The organism is Rhodoplanes elegans (assembly GCF_016653355.1).
Classification (GTDB): domain Bacteria; phylum Pseudomonadota; class Alphaproteobacteria; order Rhizobiales; family Xanthobacteraceae; genus Rhodoplanes; species Rhodoplanes elegans.
Map to the genome: position 1 here is coordinate 19,042 of NZ_NHSK01000190.1, position 26,836 is coordinate 45,877.

At 70.7% G+C, this 26,836-nt stretch carries 26 protein-coding genes; 11 read left to right on the plus strand and 15 right to left on the minus strand.

Annotated elements, in window-relative coordinates; genetic code table 11:
- Positions 1–24 precede the first annotated feature (24 nt).
- On the minus strand, positions 25–1,743 hold the full coding sequence (locus tag CCR97_RS22820) for a caspase family protein (protein ID WP_170145868.1): 1,719 nt from the start codon (positions 1,741–1,743) through the stop codon (positions 25–27).
- Between the two features lie 601 nt (positions 1,744–2,344).
- Between CCR97_RS22820 and CCR97_RS22825 the strand changes: the two genes are divergently transcribed.
- The 4 genes from CCR97_RS22825 to CCR97_RS22840 are packed head-to-tail and all read left to right on the plus strand — an operon-like array spanning position 2,345 to position 6,281.
- Positions 2,345–3,421: a sulfate ABC transporter substrate-binding protein gene (locus CCR97_RS22825; RefSeq protein ID WP_420826094.1), complete on the plus strand. Its 1,077-nt coding sequence runs from the start codon at positions 2,345–2,347 to the stop codon at positions 3,419–3,421.
- Between the two features lie 20 nt (positions 3,422–3,441).
- A complete protein-coding gene (gene cysT, locus CCR97_RS22830) occupies positions 3,442–4,302 on the plus strand; it encodes a sulfate ABC transporter permease subunit CysT (RefSeq protein WP_420826097.1) in 861 nt (286 codons plus the stop codon).
- Positions 4,295–5,224, plus strand: a complete 930-nt coding sequence (gene cysW, locus CCR97_RS22835; protein WP_111357692.1) for a sulfate ABC transporter permease subunit CysW — start codon at positions 4,295–4,297, stop codon at positions 5,222–5,224. The genes cysT and cysW overlap by 8 nt, the downstream gene beginning before the upstream one ends.
- A 4-nt stretch (positions 5,225–5,228) precedes the next feature.
- Positions 5,229–6,281 (plus strand): sulfate/molybdate ABC transporter ATP-binding protein, encoded by a 1,053-nt coding sequence (locus CCR97_RS22840; protein WP_111357691.1) that lies wholly within the window; start codon positions 5,229–5,231, stop codon positions 6,279–6,281.
- A gap of 73 nt (positions 6,282–6,354) precedes the next feature.
- Here CCR97_RS22840 and CCR97_RS22845 read toward each other — a convergent pair whose 3' ends face one another.
- Positions 6,355–6,882: an Lrp/AsnC family transcriptional regulator gene (locus CCR97_RS22845; RefSeq protein WP_111357690.1), complete on the minus strand. Its 528-nt coding sequence runs from the start codon at positions 6,880–6,882 to the stop codon at positions 6,355–6,357.
- 971 nt (positions 6,883–7,853) lie between these two features.
- Between CCR97_RS22845 and CCR97_RS32365 the strand changes: the two genes are divergently transcribed.
- On the plus strand, positions 7,854–8,177 hold the full coding sequence (locus CCR97_RS32365; protein WP_207199560.1) for a hypothetical protein: 324 nt from the start codon (positions 7,854–7,856) through the stop codon (positions 8,175–8,177).
- A 195-nt stretch (positions 8,178–8,372) separates the two neighbouring features.
- Here the strand turns inward: CCR97_RS32365 and CCR97_RS22855 are convergent, their stop codons facing one another.
- Positions 8,373–8,654 (minus strand): DUF6894 family protein, encoded by a 282-nt coding sequence (locus tag CCR97_RS22855; RefSeq protein ID WP_111357689.1) that lies wholly within the window; start codon positions 8,652–8,654, stop codon positions 8,373–8,375.
- Between the two features lie 277 nt (positions 8,655–8,931).
- Between CCR97_RS22855 and CCR97_RS22860 the strand changes: the two genes are divergently transcribed.
- Positions 8,932–10,101: a zinc-dependent alcohol dehydrogenase gene (locus CCR97_RS22860; RefSeq protein ID WP_111357688.1), complete on the plus strand. Its 1,170-nt coding sequence runs from the start codon at positions 8,932–8,934 to the stop codon at positions 10,099–10,101.
- Between the two features lie 11 nt (positions 10,102–10,112).
- Positions 10,113–10,652, plus strand: a complete 540-nt coding sequence (locus CCR97_RS22865; protein ID WP_201159886.1) for a cyclase dehydrase — start codon at positions 10,113–10,115, stop codon at positions 10,650–10,652.
- Positions 10,653–10,790: 138 nt separating this feature from the next.
- On the opposite strand, the gene CCR97_RS22870 is transcribed toward CCR97_RS22865, so the two are convergent.
- Together CCR97_RS22870 and CCR97_RS22875 are read right to left on the minus strand one after the other, a co-directional pair.
- On the minus strand, positions 10,791–13,160 hold the full coding sequence (locus tag CCR97_RS22870) for a Tex family protein (protein ID WP_420826095.1): 2,370 nt from the start codon (positions 13,158–13,160) through the stop codon (positions 10,791–10,793).
- Between the two features lie 344 nt (positions 13,161–13,504).
- Complete coding sequence (locus CCR97_RS22875) at positions 13,505–14,257, minus strand: SDR family NAD(P)-dependent oxidoreductase (RefSeq protein ID WP_111360178.1); 753 nt, start codon at positions 14,255–14,257, stop codon at positions 13,505–13,507.
- Between the two features lie 316 nt (positions 14,258–14,573).
- On the opposite strand from CCR97_RS22875, the gene CCR97_RS22880 reads away from it, so the two are divergent.
- Positions 14,574–15,080, plus strand: coding sequence for a DNA-binding transcriptional response regulator (locus CCR97_RS22880; protein WP_170146076.1), 507 nt, complete (start codon positions 14,574–14,576; stop codon positions 15,078–15,080).
- A 204-nt stretch (positions 15,081–15,284) separates the two neighbouring features.
- Complete coding sequence (locus CCR97_RS22885) at positions 15,285–16,313, plus strand: AI-2E family transporter (RefSeq protein ID WP_111360180.1); 1,029 nt, start codon at positions 15,285–15,287, stop codon at positions 16,311–16,313.
- Positions 16,314–16,614: 301 nt separating this feature from the next.
- Here CCR97_RS22885 and CCR97_RS22890 read toward each other — a convergent pair whose 3' ends face one another.
- Positions 16,615–18,399: a metallophosphoesterase family protein gene (locus tag CCR97_RS22890; RefSeq protein WP_111359545.1), complete on the minus strand. Its 1,785-nt coding sequence runs from the start codon at positions 18,397–18,399 to the stop codon at positions 16,615–16,617.
- A 186-nt stretch (positions 18,400–18,585) separates the two neighbouring features.
- On the opposite strand from CCR97_RS22890, the gene CCR97_RS22895 reads away from it, so the two are divergent.
- Positions 18,586–19,689: an alkene reductase gene (locus tag CCR97_RS22895; protein WP_111359546.1), complete on the plus strand. Its 1,104-nt coding sequence runs from the start codon at positions 18,586–18,588 to the stop codon at positions 19,687–19,689.
- A 158-nt stretch (positions 19,690–19,847) separates the two neighbouring features.
- Positions 19,848–20,522 (plus strand): SGNH/GDSL hydrolase family protein, encoded by a 675-nt coding sequence (locus CCR97_RS22900; RefSeq protein WP_111359547.1) that lies wholly within the window; start codon positions 19,848–19,850, stop codon positions 20,520–20,522.
- Here the strand turns inward: CCR97_RS22900 and CCR97_RS22905 are convergent.
- From CCR97_RS22905 to CCR97_RS22945, 9 genes are all read right to left on the minus strand, one after another.
- Positions 20,493–21,320 carry a Mom family adenine methylcarbamoylation protein gene (locus CCR97_RS22905; RefSeq protein WP_201159888.1) on the minus strand — a complete coding sequence of 276 codons (828 nt, stop codon included), beginning with the start codon at positions 21,318–21,320 and terminating at the stop codon, positions 20,493–20,495. The genes CCR97_RS22900 and CCR97_RS22905 overlap by 30 nt on opposite strands.
- Complete coding sequence (locus tag CCR97_RS32575; protein ID WP_420826096.1) at positions 21,259–21,558, minus strand: Com family DNA-binding transcriptional regulator; 300 nt, start codon at positions 21,556–21,558, stop codon at positions 21,259–21,261. Before CCR97_RS32575 ends, CCR97_RS22905 begins: the two co-directional genes overlap by 62 nt.
- A 66-nt stretch (positions 21,559–21,624) precedes the next feature.
- Complete coding sequence (locus CCR97_RS22915; protein WP_201159890.1) at positions 21,625–22,632, minus strand: phage late control D family protein; 1,008 nt, start codon at positions 22,630–22,632, stop codon at positions 21,625–21,627.
- Positions 22,629–22,865 (minus strand): tail protein X, encoded by a 237-nt coding sequence (locus CCR97_RS22920; RefSeq protein WP_111359972.1) that lies wholly within the window; start codon positions 22,863–22,865, stop codon positions 22,629–22,631. The genes CCR97_RS22915 and CCR97_RS22920 overlap by 4 nt, the downstream gene beginning before the upstream one ends.
- Entirely contained in the window at positions 22,862–23,242 is a 381-nt protein-coding gene (locus CCR97_RS22925; RefSeq protein ID WP_111359973.1) for a phage tail protein, read from the minus strand. The genes CCR97_RS22920 and CCR97_RS22925 overlap by 4 nt, the downstream gene beginning before the upstream one ends.
- Positions 23,243–23,257: 15 nt before the next feature.
- Complete coding sequence (locus tag CCR97_RS22930; protein ID WP_111359974.1) at positions 23,258–25,426, minus strand: phage tail tape measure protein; 2,169 nt, start codon at positions 25,424–25,426, stop codon at positions 23,258–23,260.
- Positions 25,427–25,436: 10 nt separating this feature from the next.
- Positions 25,437–25,583 (minus strand): hypothetical protein, encoded by a 147-nt coding sequence (locus CCR97_RS22935; RefSeq protein WP_170146059.1) that lies wholly within the window; start codon positions 25,581–25,583, stop codon positions 25,437–25,439.
- Positions 25,580–26,092, minus strand: a complete 513-nt coding sequence (locus tag CCR97_RS22940) for a phage tail assembly protein (RefSeq protein WP_201159891.1) — start codon at positions 26,090–26,092, stop codon at positions 25,580–25,582. The genes CCR97_RS22935 and CCR97_RS22940 overlap by 4 nt, the downstream gene beginning before the upstream one ends.
- 58 nt (positions 26,093–26,150) lie before the next feature.
- Positions 26,151–26,669, minus strand: a complete 519-nt coding sequence (locus CCR97_RS22945) for a phage major tail tube protein (protein WP_111360753.1) — start codon at positions 26,667–26,669, stop codon at positions 26,151–26,153.
- Positions 26,670–26,836: the final 167 nt, after the last annotated feature.

Genomic DNA, 26,836 nt, shown 5'->3' on the forward strand with positions numbered 1-26,836 from the left:
CGCCCCCGGCGCGGCAACCGTCCGTCACGGCACCATAACGACGTCTCCGATCAGCGAGGAGTGATCCCACGGCACCTGCTTCTCGCGCGTCGCCGTCACCACCTCGGCCCGCACCCGCCGCATGATCGTGCCGATGTCGACGCCGGGCGTGCCGATGTGCTTGAGCAGCGCCGTCGTGAACGGGCTGTTGCGGCCCTCGCCGTCGAGCGCGACGTTGTCGGGCTGGGTCGCGTAGGCGATCATGGTGCCGAGCGCACTCTGGATCGAGGCGAGCCCGGTGCCGACGCTCGCCGAGCGGGTGCCGAGCGAGCGGGCGAGGCTGCGCGACAGCGGATTGTCGCGGCAGGCGTCGAGGAACACCAGATTGACCCGCTTGTCGGCCTCCATCTGGGCCAGCACCAGCGAAACGTCGACGGCGTCGAGGGCGAGGTCGCCCGGCCGTTCGAGCTTCGCGTCGACCGGCACCAGATAGTTCTTTCCGGCGACCTGGAGCCCGTGCCCGGCATAAAAGAAGACGGCCAGGTCGGCCCCGTCGAGCTTGCGGCCGAAGCTGCGCACCGCGTCGTCCATGCCGCGGCGATCGAGGTTGCGGCCTTCGACGACGTCGAAGCCGATGCGGCGCAGCGCCGCGGCGACGTCGCCGGCGTCGTTCTCCGGATTGGCGAGCGGCGGCGCATGGACATAGGCGCTGTTGCCGACGATCAGCGCGACGCGGCGGGCGAACGCCGGCGCCGCGATGCTCTTCTGCGGCGCCGCGGATGGCGCGATCGCTGCGGTGGCGGGCGCAGCCGCCGAGGTGACGGCGGCCGGCGCCGCCACGGGCGGTGCCGCCGCCAGCGCGGCGATCCGGTCACGGGCCTTGTCGCGCGCCGCCTTCGCCTCGCTCGACTCCGGCAGCGTCACGGCGATCCGATAGTCCGAGAGCGCGCGCGCCGACTCGTTCTTCTGCTCGAGCACCTGCCCCCGGGCCGTGTAGGCGCCGGGATCGGCCGGATCGAACCTGATCGCCTCGTCGAGATCGGCTAGGGCACGATCGACATCGCCGATGCGCGCCAGCAGCTCGCCGCGTCCCCGATAGGCGGCCGCGTATTTCGGGTCGAGCCGGATGGCGCTGTCGTAGTCCCGCATCGCGCCGCGGATGTCGCCACGCCGCGCCAAGACATCGGCGCGATGCCGATAGGCGTTCGAATAGGCCGGATCGAGCGTGATCGCCTGGTCGAAATCCCGCATGGCGCGGTCGGTCTCGCCCTTCATCACGAGGGCGAAGCCGCGATTGTTGTAGGCGCTCGTGTACTTCGGATCGCGCCGGATCGCCTCGTCGTACTCGCGGATGGCGCGATCGAGCTCGCCGCGCAGGCGATAGACGACGCCCAGATTGTTGTAGCCCTGCGGCCGACTCGGATCGAGGCGGATCGCCTCGCCGTAGTCGCGCGCGGCCTGATCGAGGTCGCCCTTGCGCCGATGGGCGAACCCGCGATTCGCGTAGGCGCCGCGGTGGCCGAGCCGGATCGCCTCGTCGAAATCGCGGATCGCGAGGTCGTGGTGGCCTTTCTGGTTGAGCGCCACGCCGCGATTGTTGAACCAGATCGCGCGCTCGCTCACCGGCGCGTTCGCGACGCCGTCCAGGAGACGACTGCAGGCGGCGATCGACGCGTCCGGATCCTTGCCGGCGCAGGCGGTGCGGTCGGCCGCCTGCGCGTCGGCCCGCTTCGGGGCGCCCGCCACCGGCGGCGCGGCCGTCACGACGACGGCGAGGAGACCGAGCAGGAGCAGCCGAACGGCGCTCCGGCCCAGGACCGACCAGGGCGCCGGGAGCGCCGCACGCGGAACCGACGCGGCGAGAGAGGCCGCAGAGGGCGCTGCCGAAGGCTTCGGCGATGATCGTGGAGGCGGGGACGGGGGAGACGAGAAGCCGTCTTCGAGCATGATTGCCTCCGTGGAGCGAAGGCTGGATAGGCATCGCATGATACCGCTTCGCAGCCGGTTCGGCCAGGGCGTGCAGGCCTCGCCCCGCCGGCCGACTCGCGGCCCGCAGTCGGCCGGCACGGGTTGACCCGGCGGCGCCGCTTGTCCAGCATGCGCGCGGCATGATGCGTACCGCCCGCGGCGAAGAGCGCTCTCCCGATTCGGCCCGCGAGAGAGGATCGTTCTCGGCTCGCGCGGCGGACAGCGTGGACCGACTTTTCTGTCCGCCCCAGATTGCGGGTTCGTCCGATTGCGGCTTCCATCGCCCTCTCGGCCGATCACACGACGATCCGGCTGGCAACCAGAGCGGTTTCCGGTCGCGATGAATCGACCCGGATCTCCGCTCGTCCCGCGACGGACCGGAAAGACAGGTGACGCAATGATTGGTGCCTCGACCAAGCCGCTGTGGCGAAGTCTGCGGGTGGCGGCGATGCTGGCCGCGCCCCTGATGATCGGCGGCGTCGGACCGACGGGGTTCGGCGTCACATCCGCGCAGGCCCAGACCGTGACGATCGTCAACGTGTCCTACGACCCGACGCGCGAGCTCTACCGCGCCATCAACGACGCCTTCGCCAAGGCGTGGCGGGAGAAGACCGGCCAGACCGTGACGATCCGCACCTCGCACGGCGGCTCCGGCCGCCAGGCCCGCTCGGTGATCGACGGCCTCGACGCCGACGTGGTGACGCTGGCGCTCGCCGGCGACATCGACGCCATCGCGCGCGAGGGCAAGGATCTGTTGCCGGCGAACTGGCAGGCGCGGCTGCCCAACAACTCCTCGCCCTACACGTCGACGATCGTGCTGCTCGTCCGCAAGAACAACCCGAAGAGCATCAAGGACTGGGACGATCTGGCGAAGCCCGGCATCCAGGTGATCACGCCGAACCCGAAGACCTCGGGAGGGGCGCGCTGGAACTATCTCGCCGCCTGGGCTTTCGAGCTCGACCGCTCGGGTGGCGACGCCGCGAAGGCCAAGGCGCTGGTCGCGGCGATCTACAAGAACGTGCCGGTGCTCGACACCGGCGCGCGCGGCTCCACCACCACGTTCGTCCAGCGCGGGCTCGGCGACGTGCTGATCGCCTGGGAGAACGAGGCGTTCCTGGCGCTGCAGGAGTTCGGCGCCGACAAGTTCGACATCGTCTACCCGTCGCTGTCGATCGTCGCCGAGCCGCCCGTCGCACTCGTCGACAAGGTCGTCGACAAGCGCGGCACCCGCGCCATCGCGCAGGCCTATCTCGATTTCCTCTACGAGCCTGCGGCGCAGCGCATCATCGCGGCGAACTTCTATCGTCCCTCGAAGCCCGAGTCGGCGGCCGCCGAGGACGTCGCCCGCTTCGGCAAGGTCAAGCTGATCACTATCGACCAGGTGTTCGGCGGCTGGACCAAGGCGCAGGCCGAGCACTTCTCCGACGGCGGCGTGTTCGATCAGATCTACGCCCCGGGGGCGCGCGGCCGATGAGCCTCGCGGCTCCCTCCGGCATGGTCGGCGCCGCACCGCCGCGGGCGCCGTGGCGGTTCCGACAGCCGAGCGCGCTGCCCGGCTTCGGCCTCACCTTCGGCTTCGCCGTCACGTATCTGTCGTTGATCGTCCTGGTCCCGCTCGCCGCCCTGGTGGTCCGGGCGAGCGGGCTCGGGATCTCCGGCATCTGGCGGATCGCGACGACGCCGCGCGTGCTCGCCGCGCTGGAGACGAGCTTCGGCCTGTCGCTCGCCGCCGCCGCCGCCAACGCGGTGTTCGGGCTGCTGGTCGCCTGGGTGCTGACCCGCTACGACTTCCCCGGCCGGCGCGTGCTCGACGCGGTGGTCGATCTGCCCTTCGCCCTGCCGACCGCGGTTGCCGGCATCGCGCTCGCCGCCGTCTACGCGCCGACCGGGTGGATAGGCGCGCTGTTCGCCCCCTTCGGCATCCAGATCGCCTTCACGCCGCTCGGCATCTTCGTCGCGCTCGTCTTCGTCGGGCTGCCCTTCGTGGTGCGCACCGTGCAGCCGGTGCTGGCCGATCTCGACCGCGAGATCGAAGAGGCGTCGGCGACGCTCGGCGCCACCCGGCGTCAGACCATCCTGCGCGTCGTGCTGCCGACCCTGCTGCCGGCCGTGCTGACCGGCTTCGCGCTCGCCTTCGGCCGTGCCGTCGGCGAGTACGGCTCGGTGATCTTCATCGCCGGCAACATCCCGTTCCGCTCCGAGATCGCGCCGCTCCTCATCGTCATCCAGCTGGAGGAGTTCAACTACGCCGGCGCCACCGCGATCGCCTCCGTGATGCTCGCGATCTCGTTCCTGCTGCTGCTCGCCATCAACCTCCTGCAGATGTTCAGCCGGCGGAGATTCGGCCATGTCTGAGCCGCAGGAGACGGCCCCCGGGTCGACGGATCCGGACGACGCCGTGTCGGGACGCGCGGGCTCGACCTCGGCGGCGGCGCGGCCACGCCCGGTGATCGACGAGACGCGGCGCACCAAGATCCTGCTGATCGCCGTCGCGGTGGCGTTCCTGGCGCTGTTCGTCGTGCTGCCGCTGGTCGCCGTGTTCACCGAGGCGCTGCGACGCGGCGTCGCGCACTACCTCGACTCCTTCGCGGACCCCGACACCCAGGCGGCCATCCGCCTCACCCTCACGGTGGCGGCGATCGCCGTGCCGCTCAACCTGGTGTTCGGCGTGGCCGCCGCCTGGGCGATCGCCAAGTTCGAGTTTCCCGGCAAGAGCCTGCTGATCACGCTGATCGACCTGCCCTTCTCGGTGTCGCCCGTGGTCTCGGGCCTGGTCTTCGTGCTGCTGTTCGGGGCGCAGGGCTATCTCGGCCCGTGGCTCGCGGCGCACGACCTGCAGATCGTCTTCGCGGTGCCCGGCATCGTGCTCGCCACGGTGTTCGTCACCTTCCCGTTCGTCGCCCGCGAGCTGATCCCGCTGATGCAGGAGCAGGGCACGGCCGAGGAGGAGGCGGCGCTGACGCTCGGCGCCTCCGGGTTCCGCACCTTTCTGACGGTGACGCTGCCCAACGTGAAATGGGCCCTGCTCTACGGCGTGCTCCTGTGCAATGCGCGCGCCATGGGTGAATTCGGTGCCGTCTCGGTGGTCTCCGGCCACGTCCGCGGCCTGACCAACACGATGCCGCTGCACGTGGAGATTCTCTACAATGAGTACAACTTCGTGGCGGCTTTCGCCGTCGCCTCCCTTCTCGCCGGTCTCGCCCTCGTCACCCTCCTCGCCAAGTCGGTCCTCGAATGGCGCTACGGTGACGCGCTCGGGCGAACCCGCTTATACTGACGGCGTGGACACGGTCGCGATACGGGCGGAAGGGCTGGAGAAGCGGTTCGCCGGCACCCCGGCGCTTGCCGGGGTCGACCTGTCGGTCGAGGCGGGCGAGCTCGTCGCGCTGCTCGGGCCGTCGGGCTCGGGCAAGACGACGCTCCTGCGCGTCGTCGCCGGCCTCGAGCAGCCGACTGCCGGGCGCATCTTCTTCGGCGGCGAGGACGCGACCTTCGTGCCCGTGCAGGCGCGCCGCGTCGGCTTCGTTTTCCAGAGCTACGCGCTCTTCAAGCATCTCGACGTCGCCGGCAACATCGCCTACGGCTTGAAGGTGCGGCCGCGCCGGCTGCGGCCGAGCGGCACCGAGATCCGGCGCCGCGTCGCCGACCTCCTCGATCTCGTCCAGCTCTCCGGGCTCGAGCGGCGCTTCCCCTCGCAGCTCTCCGGCGGCCAGCGGCAGCGCGTCGCGCTCGCCCGCGCGCTCGCCGTCGAGCCCAAGGTGCTGCTGCTGGACGAACCCTTCGGCGCGCTCGACGCGAAGGTCCGGCGCGACCTGCGGCGCTGGCTGCGCGACCTGCACGACCGCACCGGCCACACGACACTGTTCGTCACCCACGATCAGGACGAGGCGCTGGAGCTCGCCGACCGGGTCGCCATCCTGGCGCACGGCCGCATCGAGCAGATCGGCACCCCGGACGAGGTCTACGACCATCCGGCGAGCGCCTTCGTGGCCGGGTTCATCGGTGACGCGCTGCGGCTTCCCGTGACGGTGGAGCGGGGCGTCGTGCGGATCGGCCCGCACGCCGTGCCGGCGCCCGCCGCCGCGCCGAGCGGGCCGGCCGCCCTGTTCCTGCGGCCGCGTGACCTCGTCGCGGCCGATGTGCGCTCCGGCGGGCTCGCAACGACCGTCGTCGGGGTCAGGCGCGCCGGCCCGGCGCGGCGGGCGGAGCTGCGCCTCGGCGACGGCCTGCCGCCGGTCGAGATCGAGCTGCCGGCCGATGTCTCGGTCGCCCGCGGCGACACGATGCACGTGGCGTTGCGGGCGCTGCGGCTGTTTCCGGAGAGACGCGAGTAGGGAATAGCGAGTAGCGAACAGGGAGGAGTGGCCGCGCGAGATCGCTACTCGCTACTCGCCACTCGCTCCCAGCTCACGCCGAGGCGCGGGCGCCGGCGCGAGGCTCGCTCGGTCCCGGCACCGGATAGGCCGTGCTGGACTTGATCCGCTCCATCGCGAAGCGCGACGTCACGTTCTTCAGCGGCACGGTCTCGATCAGCCGCTTGTAGAAGGTGTCGTAGGCGCCCATGTCGGCGACCACGACGCGCAGCATGTAGTCGACGTCGCCGGCCATCCGGTAGACGTCCATCACCTCCGGCAGCGCCGAGATCGAGGTGGCGAAGCCGTCGAGCCACTCCTTGGAATGGTCGCTCGTCTCGATCGAGACGAACACGGTGAGGCCGAGGCCGATCCTCTCGGGCGACACCAGCGCCACCCGGCCGGTGATCACGCCGTCCGCCTCGAGGCGCTGGATGCGCTTCCAGCACGGCGTCTGCGACAGGTGGACCTGCTTGGCGAGCGCGGCGAGCGTGATGCTCGCGTCCCGCTGCAGCACGGTGAGAATTCGGCGATCGACCGCGTCCACTTTGCGGACGCGGGCCGGCGTGGTGTCCTGTTTCATGATCCTGCGCTCTGGAAGAATAATTTTTCTTCCACATCGATTCTGACCGCCACTACTAAAAAATAATTCTCTCTGAAACGCAAGACGTCCGATGCGCCATCGGGCCGGACGCGGAGTTTGCCGCGGCTCCGTCCGTCGACGGAGCCGGCGATCTGACAGCGCGTCCTGCCGAACGCTTCACCAACAAACGGACATTTCGGCGAGAGCGACGCCGCCCCGCCGCGGGCGACCGAGAGGATCACCGCGCGACGGGCGCGGACGTGATGACCTCGTCGCGACGATGGCTCGGCACCGGGCCTCACGGCAGCGGGAACAGATTATGAGGTGTCACCGGCGATGCGCCGCCACGGGGCGGCGTGATCAGCATCGCGTCCGGCTCGCCGGCGGGGAGCAGCGTGGCGATGCGTCGCATAGGGGCGGGTCCAAGCAAGAGCGCGATCGTCCCTGCCCATCGGCCCCCACGACAGCGGGCGAGCGGGCGGCCGAAGCGCCGCCGTGTCCTGCTTCGCCGATGCCTCACGTCGGTGGCGGATCTTGCTGATCAGACCCGGGTCGCCCCGCGCCCGTACGTGATCACGACCGATGCTTTCGCGTTAACAATTCGTTATGGCGAGAAACGAGGGATCCTGCGGCGGCCGGAACGCCATTCCGCACCGCCGACCAGACGAGATCAGACGATGTGAGGTGCCCCTGAGGTTCGACCTGATCCGGTCCTGATCCGAAATGTTCTGTGCTTATGCCGCATGAAATGCAGATCAAAGGTTTACAGCGGCGTCGTGATGAGATAACCGGAACACTCCTTTGTATGCTGCGCGATGGTCGTCATGCGTCCCATCGCGTCGTGATGCGGCCCACGGGCATCAGAACAGCCGGACCGAACGCACCGACGACACGTCTCACGAAACCGCGGAACCGCAGCTCTCGAGGCCGCACATCGCGCGTTCCGCCTCAGCCCGATCGAGGAGTAATCGATGGCTAAAGCGACGACTGCCAAGAAGGCCGCACCGAAGAAGGCCGCCCCCAAGAAGGCTGCCGCCAAGAAGGCCCCGGCCAAGAAGGTGACGGCGCCCAAGAAGGTCGCGGCCCCGAAGGCAGCGAGCAAGACCGCCGCCACCGCGAAGAAGGCCGGCGCCTCCAAGCGGCGCGGCTGGACCAACGACGACGTGAAGGAGCTGAAGGCGCTCGCCAAGCAGAAGCTGCCGACCGCGAAGATCGCGAAGGCGCTGAAGCGGACCGAAGGCGCGACCCGCCAGAAGGCCTATTCGCTCGGCGTGTCGCTCGACTCGCGGCGCTGATGCGGCGAACGTCCGCCGCCGCACGGCTCTGACCGGGCGGCGCAGCGGACGGCGCGCCTTGTAGACATGTTCGGCTCGGGCCGGCTGCTCCCGTTCGCGGGATCAGTCGGCCCGTGCTGTTTTTGTCGGAATGACGAGGGGCTGTCGCGCCGAACTCGGCCGCCGTGGACGTCGCGCCGCCCGCGCGGATTAGTCTCAGTCGTTCGCCCGGGCTCCGGACTCGGTTCTCACCAGATCCCGCTCGATCATGGCCGCCTCGCTGGCGCTCGCCGCGAACACCTGCTCCCCGTCGTCGGCGACCACCCGGATCGAGCAGCGTGACCAGCCCGTCGCCGCGAACCCGGCCGGTCCCGACGAGAACAGGTCGGCGACCAGCTTGACCGCCAGCTCGGACGCCGTCTCCGGGTCCGGCAGAACGATGTCGGACGCCTCGTAGGCGATCTCCTCGTCGCTGATCCTGATCGTGTAGCGGGGCATCGCGGCTCGTCGTCCGGCTCGGGCTGGGGTTCTCCGGACCAAGACACCGGCAGGCCGATTGTTCCCGTGCGAGCGTGGTCCCCCGGCGTCGGGCGAGCGACACGCGATCGCGCTTTCCCGCATCGGCCGACGGCTCGGCCAGGAACGTCGCCCCGACCGACACGTTGACGAGGGAACGTTCGCATCGACGGCGGCCGAACTGCAGCGCGGGCGCTGCGACGGATCGCGCCGGCGCGGTGCCGGAGGCATGCGGAACACGCGCTCGGGGAGACGTCTCATGAAGGCTCTGTGCTGGCACGGCAAGCAGGACATCCGCTGCGACGAGGTGCCGGATCCGAAAATCGAGCATCCGCGCGACGCCATCATCAAGGTGACGAGCTGCGCGATCTGCGGCTCCGATCTGCATCTGTACGACGGCTTCATGCCCGGCATGGAGTCCGGCGACATCATGGGCCACGAGTTCATGGGCGAGGTGGTCGAGGTCGGGTCCGAGAACAAGAAGCTGAAGGTCGGCGATCGCGTCGTCGTTCCGTTCACGATCTGTTGCGGCGAATGCGATCAATGCCGCCGCGGCTACTTCTCGGTGTGCGAGCGCTCGAACCGCAACAAGTCGGTCGGCGACAAGGTGTTCGGCCACAGCACCGCGGGCCTGTTCGGCTACACGCATCTCACCGGCGGCTATGCGGGCGGCCAGGCCGAATATGTCCGCGTGCCCTATGCCGACGTCGCGCCCGTGAAGGTGCCGAGCAATCTCACCGACGAGCAGGTGCTGTTCCTCGGCGACATCTTCCCGACCGGCTGGCAGGCCGTCGTGCAGTGCGACATCGAACCGACCGACACGGTGGCGATCTGGGGCTGCGGCCCGGTCGGCCAGTTCTGCATCAGGAGCGCCGTCATGCTCGGCGCGAAGCAGGTGATCGCCATCGACCGCGTGCCCGAGCGGCTCGCCATGGCGAAGGCCGGCGGCGCCATCACGATCGACTTCGAGACCGAGAGCGTCGTCGAGCGGCTGAACGACCTTACCGGCGGCAAGGGGCCGGAGAAGTGCATCGACGCCGTCGGCCTCGAGGCGCACGCCACCGCGACGCTCGACTCCATGTACGACCGCGCCAAGCAGGCCGTGATGCTGGAGACCGACCGGCCGCACGTGCTGCGCGAGATGATGTATGTGTGCCGGCCCGCCGGGGTGCTGTCGGTGCCCGGCGTCTACGGCGGCGTGCTCGACAAGATCCCGTTCGGCATGGCGATGAACAAGGGCCTCACCATCCGGACCGGCCAGACGCACGTGAACCGCTGGACCGACGATCTCTTGAAGCGGATCGAGGAGGGCCAGATCGACCCCGGCTTCGTGATCACGCACCGCGCCAAGCTCGCCGACGGGCCCGAGCTCTACAAGACGTTCCGCGACAAGCAGGACGGCTGCGTCAAGGTCGTGCTGCAGCCGTGAGGAGAACCGCCATGCTGGATCGCACCCGGGGCGCCGCCCCGACCTCGCACGCGCTGGCGCGCGGGCTCGGCTGGTTCTCGATCGCGCTCGGCGTCGCCGAGATCGTCGCGCCCCGCGCCATCACGCGACGGATCGGCCTGCGCGGCCAGGAATCGCTCGTGCAGGCCTACGGGGCGCGCGAAATCGCCACCGGCATCGGCCTGCTCACGGCCTCGCAGCCCGCGCCCTGGCTGTGGGGTCGCGTCGCCGGCGATGCCCTCGACATCGCCACGCTCGCGGCGGGTCACGACGGCTCGAGCCGCCGCCGCGGCGCCCGCGGCCTGGCGCTCGCGGCGCTCCTCGGCGTCACGGCGCTCGACGTCGCCGCGGCACTCGCCGCCGGCGGCGACCAGCGGCCGCGCCGCCGACTCACCTGGGGCTACGAGCACCGCCGCGGATTTCGCGCTCCGCTGGAGCACGTGCGCGGCATCGCCCGCGACGCCGCGATCCCGAAGGACATGCGCATCCCCGAGAAGATGCGGCCGTGGACGGGCCGCGGCGCGAGGGCATGACGGTGCGGCAGAGCTCGTAGCCCGCATGGAGCGCAGCGGAATGCGGGCGGCACGCGCGCCCGGGCGACACGCGCGCCTCGGATTCCCGCATTCCGCTGCGCTTCATGCGGGCTACGCACTGCGCACTCCAGACTTTAATCAGCGCCGGCCCTTCTCGGTGCTGCCGCCCCCCAGGCCGGCGCGGCGCAGCGCTTCGGCGAGCGCGTTGTTGCCGGTGTCGCGCTCGTTGACGCGCGGCCCGCCCTTGCCGCCGCCGCCCCGCATGTCGCGCTGGTCGCGCCCGCCGCCGCCCGGGCGGCCGGCGCCGGAGCGCTGCTCCTGCCCCGGCTGATCGTCGAGCCGCATGGTGAGCGAGATGCGCTTGCGCGGCTTGTCGACCTCCAGCACCTTCACGCGCACGATGTCGCCCGGCTTCGCCACCTCGCGCGGATCCTTCACGAAGGTCTTCGACATCGCCGAGACGTGGACGAGCCCGTCCTGATGCACGCCGATGTCGACGAAGGCCCCGAACGCCGCGACGTTGGTGACGACGCCTTCGAGGATCATGCCGGGCTTGAGGTCGTCGAGCGTCTCGACGCCCTCCTTGAACTCGGCCGTCTTGAAGGCCGGGCGCGGGTCGCGCCCCGGCTTCTCCAGCTCCTTCAGAATGTCCGTGACGGTCGGCAGGCCGAAGGTCTCGTCGACGAAGCTCTTCGGTTGCAGCCCGCGCAGCGCCGCGCTGTTGCCGATCAGCGCCTTGATGTCGCTCTTGGTCGCCTGGAGGATGCGGCGCACCACCGGGTAGGCCTCCGGATGCACGCCCGAGGCGTCGAGCGGATCCTCGCCGTTGCGGATGCGCAGGAAGCCGGCGCACTGCTCGAACGCCTTCGGCCCCAGCCGCGGCACCTCCTTGAGCGCCTTGCGGCTCTTGAACGGGCCGTTGGAGTCGCGGTGCAGCACGATGTTCTGGGCGAGCCCCGAGCCGATGCCCGAGACGCGGGCGAGCAGCGGCGCCGAGGCCGTGTTCACGTCGACGCCGACCGCGTTCACGCAGTCCTCGACGACGGCGTCGAGCGAGCGGGACAGCTTCGACTCGGAGAGGTCGTGCTGGTACTGACCCACGCCGATCGACTTCGGATCGATCTTCACCAGCTCGGCGAGCGGATCCTGCAGCCGGCGCGCGATCGACACGGCGCCGCGCAGCGTCACGTCGAGGCCGGGCAGCTCCTCCGACGCGAAGGCCGAGGCCGAGTAGACCGAGGCGCCCGCCTCCGACACGACGATCTTGGACAGCTTCAGCTCGGGATGCTTCTTGATCAGCTCGATGGCGAGCTTGTCGGTCTCGCGCGACGCCGTGCCGTTGCCGATGGCGATCAGCTCGACATTGTGGGCGCGGGCGAGCGCCGCGAGCGTCGCGATCGAGGCGTCCCAGCGGCGCTGCGGCTCGTGCGGGAAGATCGCGTCGGTCGCCACCACCTTGCCGGTGGCGTCGACCACGGCGACCTTGACGCCGGTGCGGTAGCCCGGATCGAGGCCCATCGTCGCACGGGTGCCGGCCGGCGCGGCGAGCAGCAGGTCACGCAGATTGGCGGCGAACACCCGCACCGCCTCTTCTTCCGCCGCCGTCCACAGGCGGAGCCGCAAGTCGATGGTGAGATGCACGAAGATCTTGGTGCGCCACGCCCAGCGCGCCGTGTCGATCAGCCACTTGTCGGCCGGCCGGCCGCGATCCGCGATGGCGAAGCGGTGCATGATCGAGAGCTCGTAAGAGGTCGGCCCGGCAGCCGCCTCCTCGCCCTCGATGCGCACGTCCAGCATCTCCTCGCGCTCGCCGCGGAACATCGCGAGGATGCGGTGCGACGGCAGCTTCGTCAGCGGCTCGGAGAAGTCGAAATAGTCGGAGAACTTGGCGCCCGCCTCGGCCTTGCCGTCGCGCACCTTGGAGACCAGCCTGCCGGTCGACCACAGCGCCTCGCGCAGCTTGCCGATCAGATCGGCGTCCTCGGCGAAGCGCTCCACGAGAATGGCGCGGGCGCCGTCGAGCGCCGCCGCCGCGTCGGCGACGTTCTTGTCCGGGTTCACGAAGGTGGCGGCCAGCGCCTGCGGATCGTTGGTCGGGTCGGCGAGCAGCTGCTCGGCGAGCGGCGCGAGGCCGGCCTCGCGGGCGATCTCCGCCTTGGTGCGGCGCTTCGGCTTGAACGGCAGGTAGATGTCCTCGAGCCGGGCCTTCGAGTCGGCCGCCAGGATCTGCGCTTCGAGCGCGTCGTCGAGCTTGCCCTGCGACTTGATCGACTCGAGGATCGCGGCGCGGCGCTCCTCCAGCTCGCGCAGGTAGCGCAGCCGCTCCTCCAGGGTGCGGAGCTGGGAGTCGTCGAGCGCGCCGGTCGCCTCCTTGCGGTAGCGGGCGATGAACGGGACCGTGGCGCCCCCGTCGAGCAGTTCGACGGCCGCCGCGACCTGCGGCTCGCGCACCTCCAGCTCCTCGGCGATGCGGCGATTGATGGTTGCGCTCACGTTGGTTGCGCTCACTCGGACCTCCCGACCCTCGGCCGGCGCGGGCGAAGGCCGCGGCGCCGGGGTCCGGGGTATGCCGGAGGCCGGCACGATTCCGCAACCCCCCCGGCCCGGGGGGCACGGGAGGGGCATTTGCAGGTCCGCGGCATCCCGCGGCAATGACATCGTGTCCCGGGCGCGGCGCAACGCGCCGCGAACCGGGACCCAGGGGCGATCAGGGGAGGCCGCCCGTCGTGCGGCCCCTAGGCCCCGGCTCTGCGGCGCAGCAGACCTGCGGCCTGCTGCGCCTTGTCCGGGGCAAGAGGTCGGGCACCGCGAGAGGCGCTTCACCTCTCACGATGCGCACCGGAGCCGGCAACTCACACCGCCGTGTAGCCGCCGTCGATCAAAAGGTCCGAGCCGGTCATGAACGAGGACTCGTCGCTCGCCAGGAACACGGCGCCGCCGGCGATCTCGTCGGCCCGGCCGAGCCGGCCGAGCAGGGTGTGGTGGCTGGCGCGGGCCGCCTCCAGGGTCGCGAAGTTCTTGAGATAGCGACCGGTCTCGATCGGGCCGGGCGACAGCGTGTTGACCCGGATGTTCTGGTCCGCGTGGTCGACCGCCATGGCCTTGGCGAGCTGCACCAGCGCGCCCTTGGCGGCGCAGTACCAGGGGCGGCCCGGCCGGGCGACGCGCGCCTGCTGGGAGGCGACCAGCACGATGCTGCCGCCGCCGCCCCGCTCCATCACCGGGATGGCGTGCTTCGACAGCAGGAACGAGGCGTCGAGATTGACCGCGAAGGTGCGTCGCCAGTCGGCGAGCGACAGCGTGGTGAGCGGCGCGAGCGGCAGGTCGAGCACGGCGTTCGACACCAGCACGTGAAGCCCGCCGAACTCCGACACGGCGCGCGCCACCGCGGCCTCGGCGGTCGCCTCCTCGGCGACGTCGGCGACGAGCCCGGCGATGCGGCCGCCAGCCCCCGTCACGTCGGCGACCAGTCCCTCGAGCGGTCCGGGCGCGATGTCGACGGCGACGACGGCGGCGCCCTCCGCCGCGAAGGCGCGGCAGATCGCGGCCCCGATGCCGGCGCCCGCCCCGGTGACGACGGCGACCTTCCCCTGCAGTCGAGCCATGGCGTTTTCCTCTTGTTTTGCTTTCGGTTCCCCCCTCTTACAGGGCGGCCGGAACGACGCGGAAGCGGCGCGGCCGGCGGATCTGCCCCGCGGTTTCGGCTGGGCGACGAGGCTGGTCCCGCAGGCGGTGCGTCCGGCACGGGGCAACCGTCCGTTTCATGGGCTAGCCGTTAACGGCTTTTCAGCGAACTTTGTGCAAGAGTTACGGTCCGACGAGGTCGATGGTCACCCGTGACGACCCTCCGGCCGCCTGTGCGGCGGATGCGCGCTGCCTCCGCCGGACGAACGCCGACCCGAGCGACGACAGGAGACGGTGGTGCCGACCCGCTCGACCCCGCTGCGGCCAGAGCCTTGCGGCCAGACCTGGAAACGCGGCCTGCTGGTGATCGACGACGACCCGGCGGTGTGCCGGACCGTCTGCACCATCGCCGACCGCACCGGCTGGGCCGCCGTGACGGCCGCGCGCTTCGCCGACGCCGAGACGCTGCTCGGCACCGAGAACTTCGACTGCATCATCGCCGACCTCACGGTCGACGGCGCGCCCGTCGCCGGCTTCCTGCGCACGCTCGCCGAGCTCTGCTACACGGCGCCGGTGCTGCTGATCGGCGCCGGCAACCGCGCGCATCGGTTCGCCGCCGCCGACTTCGCCTGGGGACTCGGTCTCAACACCTGCTACCCGATCGGCAAGCCGTTGGTCGCCGCCGGCCTCTCCGGCCGCCTCGCCCGCATCGGCGGACGCCTCCAGGACGGCATCGTCGGCTGCTGCTTCGCCGATTGCCACTGGCGCAAGGCGATCGACGCCCCCGACGCGATCAGCGCGTGATCGGCGGGACGGCGCGCTGGGCAGCGACAGACGGCACGTCGTATCCTCTCGTGACGTGCTCGACGACGAGAACGATCGTCATTCCGGGGCGGGTCGAAGACCCGAACCCGGAATGCAGCATCAGACTCCGCAGTCTGGGCTGGATTCCGGGTCCGGCGCTCCGCGCCGCCCCGGAATGACGACCGACCAACTTCCGGAAGCGACATGACGCCGAACCGCGGACACCTGACCCTGCTGGCCGTGTGCACCACCGTGCTGGTGTGCATCGCGCTTTATTACGGCCGCGTGATCCTGGCGCCGGTGGCATTCGGCATCTTCGTCGTCGCGGTCGCCTGGCCCGTGCAGGCGACGCTGCAGACGCGGCTGCCGCGCCTCGTCGCCCTGCTGATCACGGTCGTCGCCGTCGCCGTGGTGCTGACCGGGCTCGCCACCATGATCGGCTGGGGCTTCGGCCGCGCCGCCCGCTGGCTGATCGCCGACACGGCGCGGTTCCAGGCCATGTATCAGGAGGCGACCGTCTGGCTGGAGGGCCACGGCTTCGCCGTCACGGGCGTGTTCTCCGACATGCTCAGCCCGAGCTGGATGGTGGGCGCGATCCAGACCGTCGCGTCGCGCCTGCAGAGCGTCGCGAGCTTTTCCGTGGTGGCGCTGGTGTTCCTGATCCTCGGCCTGCTGGAGGTGGAGGACACGGCGAAAAAGCTCGTCGCGATCGGCGCCGAGCGTCTGGTGCGGGCCGGCGCCGCAACGGCCGCCAAGCTGCAGACCTACATGCTGGTGCGCACCGTGATGAGCGTGATCACCGGGCTCCTGGTCGCCGGCTTCGCATTCGCGATCGGCCTGCCGCTCTATGCCGAATGGGGCGTCATCGCCTTCGCGCTCAACTACATTCCGTTCATCGGTCCGTTCGTCGCCACGCTGGCGCCGACCCTGTTCGCGCTGGCGCATTTCCAGTCGTGGGAGACGATGCTGGTCGTCTTCGCCGCGCTCAACCTGATCCAGTTCGTGGTCGGCAGCTATCTGGAGCCGCGGGTCGCCGGCAGCCGGCTGTCGCTGTCGCCCTTCGTGGTGCTGCTCGCCGTGTTCCTGTGGAGCTTCCTGTGGGGCATCGCCGGCGCCTTCATGGGCGTGCCGATCGTCATCGCGATCCTCACCGTGTGCGAGCAGTATCCGGCGAGCCGCTGGGTCGCGACGCTGCTGGCCGGCGAGCCGGACGAGACGGCGGAGGAGGCTTGAAGGAGCCCGTCATGGCCGGGCTCCTTCCTATAGAAGCTGACGTCAGGTCCGTAGCCTCTCCTCCGTCGTGCTCCGCGAAGGCGGAGCACCCAGTACGCCGCAGCCTTCGATCAAAGCAACTCGGACCGGAGGATACTGGGTCGTCCGCCTGCGCGGACGACGACCACCGAGATGCAGTGCCTTAACGCCTAACGCAGCACCGATTGGGCTCGTCCCGGCCCCATCCACGGTCCTTGCATCCGCACGACCGCAAAGACGTGGATGCCCGCGACGAGCGCGGGCATGACGAGCGAGTGGATCCTCACCCCTCCACCTCTCCCGGAATCACCACCCGCTCCGGCGTCAGCAGATGCAGCCGGCCCTCGGCGTCGCGTGCGAGAGTGTGGATATAGAAGGCGGTGTCGCGGTCGTTCGTCGCGCCCATCACGGGCGACGGCGCCGAGACGATGGTGAGATCCCCGCAAGTCCCGATCCAGTCGACGTGACGATGGCCGTGCATCACCACGGCGTCGGGCACCAGTTTCTGGAGGCGGCGGACGAACCAGGTGCCGTTGACCAGCGCGGTGCCGATCCGCTCGGACAACTCCTTGGCCGGCATCGGATACTCGACCGCGTGATGATGCAGGGCGACGAGCCAGCACGCCGCCGGATGCGCCTCGATCGCGATCTCCACGCCGCGCATCTGCTCGGCCGTGACGAGGCCGAGCGCGTTGGTGAAGGAGAAATGCGTGTCGGCGTTGGAGTCGAGCAGCACGACGCCGAGGCCGTCCGGCGTCGCCGGCGGCAGGACCAGCGGGAACGACTGCGCCCACACGTCGGCGACGGCTGGCACGTCGCGCAGCGCCGCCCGATCGGCGAAGCTTGCGAGCTTTTTTCGATGCGGCGCCAGCGCGGCGTCCAAGGTCGGCCCGATCTTTCGCGCCTGGAGATCGACGACGTTGACACGGCTCCCCTGGACGGCCGCGATAGCGGAGAGCGTGCGCACCTGGCGCAGCCGCTTGATCGGGCTGAACGGCAGGTCGAGCCGGGCCGGGTTGGCACGGTCGACGACGTTGACGTCGTGATTGCCGGGCTGGATCAGGAGCCGCGCGGCGAGATCGGGATAAGGTGTCAGCGCGTCGAAGAACTCGGCCCATTCGGCCGAGCGGCCGGCGTCCGTCACGTCGCCCGTGATCAGCACGAGGTCGAGCGGCTCGCTCACATGGATCTCGGCGAGCCGGGCGAGCACGCGATGCAGCCGGCCGTTGCCGCGCGGTCCGGCGCGGCCGCATTCGATCCGAAAGCCCCACCGCTCGCCGACGATGTGAATGTCGGAGAGATGCGCGACCCGCCAGCGCCGAGCCACCGGTCGAGGTGTCGCGTCCGGTGACGCCTCGTCCGGCCCAGCCTCGCCCGCCTTCACCGAGAAGCGGCGCGTGCGCGGCTGGTCCATGGTGGCGTCGGCGATGCCCCACACGGCCGCGGCGGCCGCGAAGTAGCCGACGATCAGCACGGCCGCGTTGGCGGCACCGGCGGCGGCGAGGCGCAGCGGCGCGGCGAGATCCGCCATGCTGCCGCTCCACCGGGTCGACGGCCACAGCCAGACGACGAGCAGCACGGCCGGCACCGCGACCGCGAGGCCGGCGACGGCCGCGGTCGCAGCCCGCAGCCGCGCCCGGCGCGCCTGTCCGGAGCCTTTCGCCAGCACGGCCTCGGCGAGATGACGCAGCCCCTCGCGGGCGAGCGCATAGATCGGCTGCACGGCGAGCGACGTCAGCGCCCAGAAGCTGCCCTCGGCGATGCGGACGAGCCGGCGTCCGCCATACCAGCCGAGCGCCAGCACGGCGGCGAGCACCAGCGCCGACCACACGCCGGAGACGGCGTATGCGACTTTGGTCGAAACCGTCGACAGCCAGACCGAGGCGAGCAGCGGCGCGACGCCGAGCAAGAGCGCCGGCACGCCGATCAGCCACACCCACGCGACCACGAGCTTCGGCAGGCTGATCTCGGCCAGAAGACTGCCGGCGAGCGACAGGAGCGAGCGCTGCTTGGTGCTGGAGGCGTCGTCCTCGGCGTCGCCGTCTCGCGGATCCGTGATCGGCTGCATGGCAGGTGCTCCGATGCGCCGAGGCGGGCGCCATTGACGACGGGGTGCAGCGCACCCAACTCAACCGCGGACGCCGCAACGCCGGCGGTTCCGACCCCGTGCCCGCCGCGCGCCCCGCGCGGTGCGTCTCCTCGCATGCAATCCACACGCGATCAACGTCAGACGCGATCAACGAAGGACATCACGATGGCCACTCCCGCATCCTCGGGCAAGTTGTTCGAGCCGTTCCGGCTCGGCGGGATGGAGCTTCCCAACCGCATCGTCATGGCACCGCTGACGCGCAACCGCGCCGTTGCCGGCAACGTGCCGGGCCCGCTCGCCGCGACCTATTACGCGCAGCGTGCCTCGGCCGGCCTGCTGATCACCGAGGCGAGCCAGATCATGCCGGAGGGCCAGGGCTACGAGGCGACGCCCGGCATCCATTCGCCGGAGCAGATCGCCGGCTGGCGCACCGTCACGGACGCCGTGCATGCAAAGGGCGGCCGCATCGTCATCCAGCTCTGGCATGTCGGGCGCGTCTCGCACGTGTCGCTGCAGCCGGGCGGCCGCGCGCCGGTCGCGCCGTCGGCCATCGCTGCGAAGACGAAGACGTGGGTCGGCGGCCAGTTCGTCGAGACCTCGACGCCGCGGGCGCTGCGCACCGAGGAGCTGCCCGGCATCGTCGCGGCCTACCGGCAGGCTGCCGCCAACGCGATCGCGGCCGGCTTCGACGGCGTCGAGGTGCACGCCGCGAACGGCTATCTGCTCGACCAGTTCCTGCGCGACTCCACCAACCAGCGCAGCGACGAGTACGGCGGTTCGCTGGAGAACCGGGTGCGGCTGACGCTCGAGGTGCTCGCCGCCGTCATCGACGAGATCGGCCGCGAGCGCACCGGCATCCGCATCTCGCCGGTGTCGCCGGCCAACGACATCACCGACAGCGATCCGGCCGCCCTGTTCGGCCATCTGGTCGCCCGCATGAACACGCTCGCCCCGGCCTTCCTGCACGTCATCGAAGGCGCGACCGGCGGGCCGCGCGACAACGCGCCGTTCGACTGGACGGCGCTGCGCCGCGCCTTCAAGGGCGCCTATGTCGCCAACAACGGCTACACGCCCGCGCTCGCCGAGGCGGCCCTCGCAGAAGGCCGGGCGGATCTCGTCGCCTTCGGCAAGGCCTACATCGCCAATCCGGATCTGGTCGAGCGCCTGCGCCGCGGCGCGCCCCTGAACCCGCCGGATCAGACGACGTTCTACGGTGGCGGCGCGAAGGGCTACACCGACTACCCGGTCCTGCAGCCGCAGCCGGTGTAAGGCGTCCACGACGCCGGCGGGAGACGTCGCGTCCGGGCTCCGGCCCTGGCGGCGTTTCCCCCCGTGCGCGGCTTCGACTTTCGCGCCGGCGCGTTCTATGGACGACGGCATGGGCGCGGTGCGGCGGACGTCTCGCGGCCAGGACGCGGGGACGGCCAATGCACGTGGTGCTGCTGGGCGACACGGTCTTCGACCCGGGCGCCAACGCCGGATCGAGCGGCGGCGTGCTCGCGGCGCTCCGTCGCGTCCTGCCCGCCGGTGCGGCCGCCTCCAGCCTGGCGCGTGACGGCGCCGCGATCGACGATCTCCCGGCCCAGCTCGCCCGCCTGCCGGCAGACGTGACTCATCTCGTCGTCGGCATCGGGAGCGTCGACGCCATCGCGGCGCTGGCCGGGACCACGGAGGCCACCTCGAGCGTCGGGGACGCGCTCGATCGCCTCGCCGCGATCCGGGATCGCTTCGCCACCCGCTATGCCGCCGTCGCCGACGCGCTGAAGGCGACGCGCCGCCCGGTGGCGCTGTGCACGATCTGGAGACCACCGGGGCGCGAGGACCGTTTCGCGCGCGCGGCAGGCGTCGGGATCGATCTTCTGGACGACGCCATCGTGCGCATCGCGGTCACCGGCGCCCTGGCGCTGATCGATCTGCGGCTGGTCTGCCCGGAGGACGGCGATGTCGACGTCACGGGCGCGCCGTCGGCCCGCGGCTGCGCCAGGATCGCGGGCGCCGTCGCCCGCTTCGCCGATCGCACCACGCCGGTGGCGACCTGTAGCGCGCAAAATCGGATGGCATGGCGCGCAAGATCATGTGGCAGCGGTTTCCGGTTCGGCTGAAGCGCCTTCGAAGGCGGTTCGAGACGGGGCCGTGTGTGTGATGCCTCCGGCCGACCTTGCCGCCTCGGACGGGGCCGGCGGGTGCTTCGGATAGGGCAACGGGCGGAGCCGCAGCCGCTTGCGCCAGCTCTTCCGGAGAAAGAACACGTAGCGGAACTGGCGGCAGCGCCGGACCACGGCTCGATCGATGTTCCGGCGCAGATACTCGCCCCGCAGGCCGCCCTTGGCGTGCGCCGTGAGCAGCATCTCGTGGTAGAAGCCGCCGTCCAGCTCGTAGAAGGTGGTTCGGTGGCAGCCGACATAGAGGAAGTTGGCCGCCTGGTAGACCACGCCCCAGCCGCCGCACCGCTCGTCGGCGAACGACTGGATCCAGCTGACCTGGGGCATGACGGCCCGGATGTAGCGGATCGCATAGGCGATCGCCCGGCTCTCGCTGTTCCGGGCGGCCTCGTCCGAGAGCCACATCCGGTTGAGCTCGAGATAATCGGTCGAGCCCGAGCCTTCGACGACCTTGCCGGTCGCGGCCGGGTTGAGGGCGTAGCCCCACTGCATGACGCCGAGCATCCGGCCTTCGATGAAGACGCCGAGATTGACGTAGCTGTTGCGGACGATGCTGCCCGAATAGTGATGCCGGAGCACCGTGTCGACGGCGACCGAGCGTTCGATCCAGCCGACATAGAACTGGCGGGTGCCGAAGCCGGCGACGGCCTCGGCACCCTGGATGTAGCGAGGGACGTCAGTCCACGGGCGGGTGTAGGCGCCGGGGTGCGGCGGGTGGTGAGCCTTGCGGCGGGCCATGAGCGGGAGACCTCGGGTCTCGACGCTCGGGGCGCTCTCGGGAGGGCTCGGACGGCCTCAGCACGTTGAAGGTGCCGCAGCGGCGGCATTTGATCTCGACCGGGCCGGCGATGGCGCCGGCGGTCGCACGGAAAAGCAGCGCCCGGCAGCGGGCGCAGCGGATGGTCTCCACTGACATTGGTCTCGAATCGTGCCACCCGTGAGCCGCTCGCCAGAGCCGCGACGGGGTGGCGGCCATTCACGTGCGTCGCTCCGCGGGACTGGTCGCCAAACTCGACCCGCGGCCGGGGACACCCGGGCCCCGTCACGTTCCACCTCCCTTTCCGTCCGGATTGGCCGTCACCGTGATGGTCGAGAGCACCGGCTGGCCCTTGGCCCAGGTGGTCTCGATCGACTCGGAAAACCACGTCCCGTCGATGCCGTCGCCGAAGCCGGAGGCGATCACCTTGGCCCCGGCCGAGTTGGCCGCACTGAACGGCACGATGAAGTGCCCGCCGCCCGTCGCCATGGTCAGCTCGGTCGCCCGCGCCTGCGCGGCCCGCTTCGCCTCGTCCTCGCTCGGCCGCGGATGGAGCAGCGTGTGGGGCGGCCCCTTGCCGCCGGCCTTGTGCTCGACGGTCTTGCGCCGGCCGGTCTTCGGGTCGAGCCAGGCGGCCACCACCTTGCCGTGGCGCGGCCGCGGCGTGCCGTTGATGCGCCAGCCGGCCGAGCCGATCCGGGTGACGCGGATCGGCGGCAGCTCGGTCCCACCGACACCCTTGCCGGAGCCGCGCTTGGTGACGGTCAGCTTGCCGCCGGCCGGCTTGACGATGCCGCCCGCCTCGGCCGCGATCCGGGTCGCGAAGTCGATCGGGCTCGCCTCCCAGCGCAGCACATAGGGCAGCTTGATCGACGCCAGCGCCGGGTCGATCGCAACCGACAGGCCCGCGCCCTTGGCCGTGTCCTCCAGCACCTCGCGCAGCGTCTTGTCGTCGAAATGCTTCAGCCCGCCGGCCTTGATGTCGCCCGTCATGGTGGCGGCCCGGGCCTTGATCACGATGGTCTCCGGGCCGTCCTCGCAGCCGGTCTCCCAGTCGTTGACCTTGAACTGGCCGAGCGCCGCGACCCCGGTCTCCAGGTAGCCGGCGATCGGCGCCAGCATGTCGTCCTCCTGCGGCAGCGGGATCTGGCGCGCGTCGTCGTCCAGCTCGACCTCGAAGGTGTCGTTCTCGCCGCCGGCCGCGTCGTGGAAGGTGGCGCGCAGGAAGTACGCCCCCATCGGCCCGGCGAGCAGGTCGGCGCCGCCCTTCCACACCTGGATCACGGGCGTCATGCGTCGCCCCAGATGCGGGCGACGGTCCGGCGCACCGGCCCGGCCGGCTGCCGCGGCGGCAGCGCGATCACGGTGCCGACCGGCACGATCGGCCCGCGCTGCGACAGGCCCGGATTGAGCGCCAGGATCGCCTCGACGGTGCCGTTGCGCTCGCTGCCCAGCTCGGCCCGGGCGATGTGGTCGAGCCGCAGGCCGTCGCGCCGCACCGTGTAGCGCCGGTCGATCGTGCTCATCCGGCATATCCCTTCAGCTCGACCGTGAAGGCGACCTTCTTGCCGCCGAAAGTCTCGAGATCGGAGACCTTCTCGATCGTCACGGTGCCGAGCACCCGGGCCGAGAAGCCACGGCCCATGCGCAGCATCGGCAACGGCCGGCCGGCGAACTGGCTCGCGCGGATCGCCTCGTAGTCGGGCAACCCGCCGATCTCGTCCGGGAACAGCGTGCCGCGGATCGTCATGCTCGGCCGCTTGTGGCCGTGCATCTGGGCGCCGTCGACCAGCCCGAAGCGCGGCACGTCGACCCACACCGACTCCGAGCCGGTCTCGATCTCCTGGCCGTTGAGGCCGACCACCATGAACACGTGGGGCCCGAGGGACATCAGCCGGGACATGGTCGCGCTCCCCGATCAGGCCCGGTCGAACAGCACGCCGGTCGAGTCGCCGAGGCGGCCGAGCTGGCGCGAGTTGACGGCCGCCGTCTGCCCGACCTGCGGGCTGACCTTGGGTGAGACGCTCATCGACCCGATCCGTTGCAGGAGGGACTGGATCGTGCCGAGCTTCTGGATCGCCTGGTCGAGCCCGCCGGTCTCGACGGTCGGCGCGACCGACTTGTGGCCGAGCTGGTCCAGCGCCTGGCCGGCGTCCGATGCCTTGCGCCTCACGTCGTCGAGCGTCTTGAGCGGCGTCGCCGGGACCACGCCCTTCGGGAAAATCCGGCCGCCGGGCGTCGAATCGTCGAAGCCCAGCACCGGGACCTCGGGGGTGGACGGCAGGGGCGTTGCCTTCGGCGGCCCGCTCCGCGGCATCGTCAAGCCGGAGCGCCAGGCGGCTGTGCCCTTGGCAACGCGGCGGCCGTAGTCCTCGCGCTTGATCCGCGCCATGTCCTCGGCCGTGATCGTCACCCCCGCCTTCTCACCGAGGGCATCTGCGGCCAACGCGGCGCCCCCTCGGCGGGCGCGCGCTTCGGCCAGCTCCTTCCGCAGCTCGGGCAGGATACGCCGCGAGGACGGATGCCCCCTCGCGGCCGCGGCTTCCACCCTCGCAAGCCGCTCTTCGAGCCGCTTGACCTCCTGATCCGCCTGCCCGGCGCGAATTGCGCTTTTCTCTCGCTCCCACGCCTCGGTCAGCTTCCGGTTGGACTCGCCGAAGCCCCCGGGATTGGTGATCGGGTTGTTCGCGAGGCGGTCGGTGAGCGTGTCGAGCATTCCGCCGAACTTTTCGAGGGCCTTCGTGGCCCCACCGGCGTCGAGCGCGCGTCCGGCACTCATCCAGAACCCGTTCCAGGCGTCGCTGAGCCGGTTGACGGCCGACCGCGCGTCGTTCGTCAGCGCGGCTGCGTCCTTCATCACCGAGCCTGGCGCCGTGCGGGCGATCTCGGCCTGCATCCGTTTCAGCTCGTTGCGTTGGGACAGCCAGGAGCGCATGCCGCGCTGGACCTGCATGTCCTCGAAGAGCTTGTTGATCTTCGAGAGGTCGCCGCCGATCGCCTTCCAGGTGGTGTCGGCGAACACCTCCAGCAGGTTCTTCCCCTCCTTGCGGGCGTTCGCCATGACCTTCTCGAGGTCGATGCCCTGTTTCTCGAACTTCTTGACGGTCTCGTTGCTTGTCATCTTGGCCAGCACGTTGGTGAGGTCGGTCGCCGCCTCCTCGGACGTCCCGGCGCCCTTGCGCATGATCTGCAGGAGCGCCGTGATCTGCGTGAGGCCGGCGTTCCCCTCGACACCCAGCGCCTTCACGGCCGGCAGGATCGACGGCAGGTAGCGGGCCATGTCCTTCAGCTCGAACTGGCCCGCCTTGCCGCCGGCGACCAGGATGTCGAAGGCGCCCTGCATGTCCTTCGCACCGATCTTGAGGTGTGTCCCCAGCGAGTCGGCCGACTTCGCCATGTCGTCGACGGCGGCGCCGCTCGCCTGCGCCGTGGTGGCGACCGAGGGCAGCAGTGCAAGCGACTCCTTCAGCGACCGGCCCTGTGCGACGATGGCCTCCAGTCCCCCGGTCACGTCGTCGATCAGGAGCCCGGTGCGGTTCGCCGTGTCCTTCACGGTCGCGCGGGCACCCGCCAGCTCGCTGGCCGCAGCGTCGGCCGTGAGCCCGATCCGGCTCATCCGGCGGTCGAAGTCCGCCATGTCGACGAAGCCCTGCGACGCCCGCCGCCCGGTCGAATAGGCGGTGACGCCGCCGGCGAGCTGCCGCACCGACCTGCCGGCGAGCAGCGCACCGGCACCCGCCGCAGGCCCGATCCCGCTCCTGGTGCCGGCGGTGCGAACGCCGGCAAGCTCCCGGTTCGCCTGCCGAGCCGCCGCGGCCGTCTCCAGGAGGTCACGCTTGAGCTTGTCCGGACCGCGCACATTGCCGAGCCCGGCCGCCTCGCGCCGCACCGTCGCGAGGTGAACGCCGGCCTGGCGTGACGCGGTCGAAACCTCGACGATGTCGCGCTTGAGCTTGTCCGGGCCGCGGGTGCCGTTCAGGCTGCTCGCCGCGGTCTTGATGCCGGCCAGATCCTTGGCCGCGTCGGCCGCCCCTCGCTTGAGATCGCTGATCAGTTTTAGGCGGAGGGCGACGTCGAGGATCGTCATGCGTCCGGCCTCATCCCCTGATCAGCGCCAGCAGCGCGGCCAACCCGTCGTCCTGGGCATCGGCCTCCACGTCGGCCACCTCGATCCACCGCAGGATCAGCTCGTCCCAGAGGAGCGCCAGCTGCGCGTCCCAGCCGCCCCCGAAGGTTGCGCTCACGCGGGCGACGTAGCGGCTCCACTCGGCGGGCTCACCGCGGACCCGTTCGCCGCGGACGAGCCGCCCGACACTGCGGCGAACGCACGGGGCAAAAAACGGTCGGCGACCTCCGTCACCCGCTGGCCGTCGTCCTCGTCGAGGCCGCGCAGCTCACCGATCGTCAGCCCGGCCTGCGTGGCCCATATGGCCCACAGGCCGTGCTCGGCGAGCGCGCCCGAATCCACCACCTCGGCCACCTCGGCGACGGTGAGGCGGCGGACCGTGACGGTCTCGACCACGGCGCCGTCGCGCTCGAACGGCCAGTCGAGCGTGATCGTCTCCTCGCGCGGCCGGCCGGCGAACTTCAGCCGTTCCGCCGGCAGCGGCCGGGCCGGAGCGGTCTCCGCCGGCGCCACGGGTGCCGCCGCGGCAGCGGCCCCGCCACCCCGGCGTGCAGCGTCGGGCGAGCCGGGCGGCGGCGTTACGGGCGCGAGGCTCGGCGTGGTGTCGATCGGATCGGGAAGGTCCATCGGAGGCTCCTCGAAGGAGGATCAAAGGGGCTTCACGGGTGGGCTTGCGGCCGCCGCCTCAGCCCGAAATCCGCAGGATGCGGTTCTCCTCGGAGCCGACGTCGATGTCGTAGCCCTGCCAGGTGTTGGTCCAGAACGAGAAGCGAGCCACGATGCCGTAGCCCTCGATCACGTCCTCGTAGTCGGTGATCGCCTTGATCTGGTAGCCGTAGCCCTTCAGGCCGCGCCCGCTCATCTCCTCGGCGTCGCCCTCCGCGAACAGGCCCCGCATCGTGACTATGCGCTCGCGCTTCACGCCGGACTTCTCGTCGGTGATCAGCTCGTAGATCGTGTAGAGCTTGCGCTGCGCGAGCCGCATGCCGAACTGGCCGAGGATCGCCGGGTTGGCGCCGACCAGGTCGAACGACAGGGTCAGCGGATCGATGGCGCCGATCGGTACGTCGAGCTCCATCACGCCGCCGCCGGGCAGATGGTTCTCGGTCTTCACCTTGGGAAACGGCAGCTTGTAGCGCCTCAGCGCCAGCCACCCGTTGACGTCCTCGCAGTAGAGGTTGCCGGCGAGGCGGACGAAATCCATGGAGCTGCTCCCTCAGAGCGTGCCGGTGACCGGGGTGAGATTGCCGAGCGCCTGCTGGATGTCGGCCGCCAGGATGTCGAAGGCGGCGAGATACGGCCGCATGCCGATCTGCAGGTCGGAGATGATCGGCGTGTTCTCGTGCGGCAGCTCGATGCGCAGAATGCCCT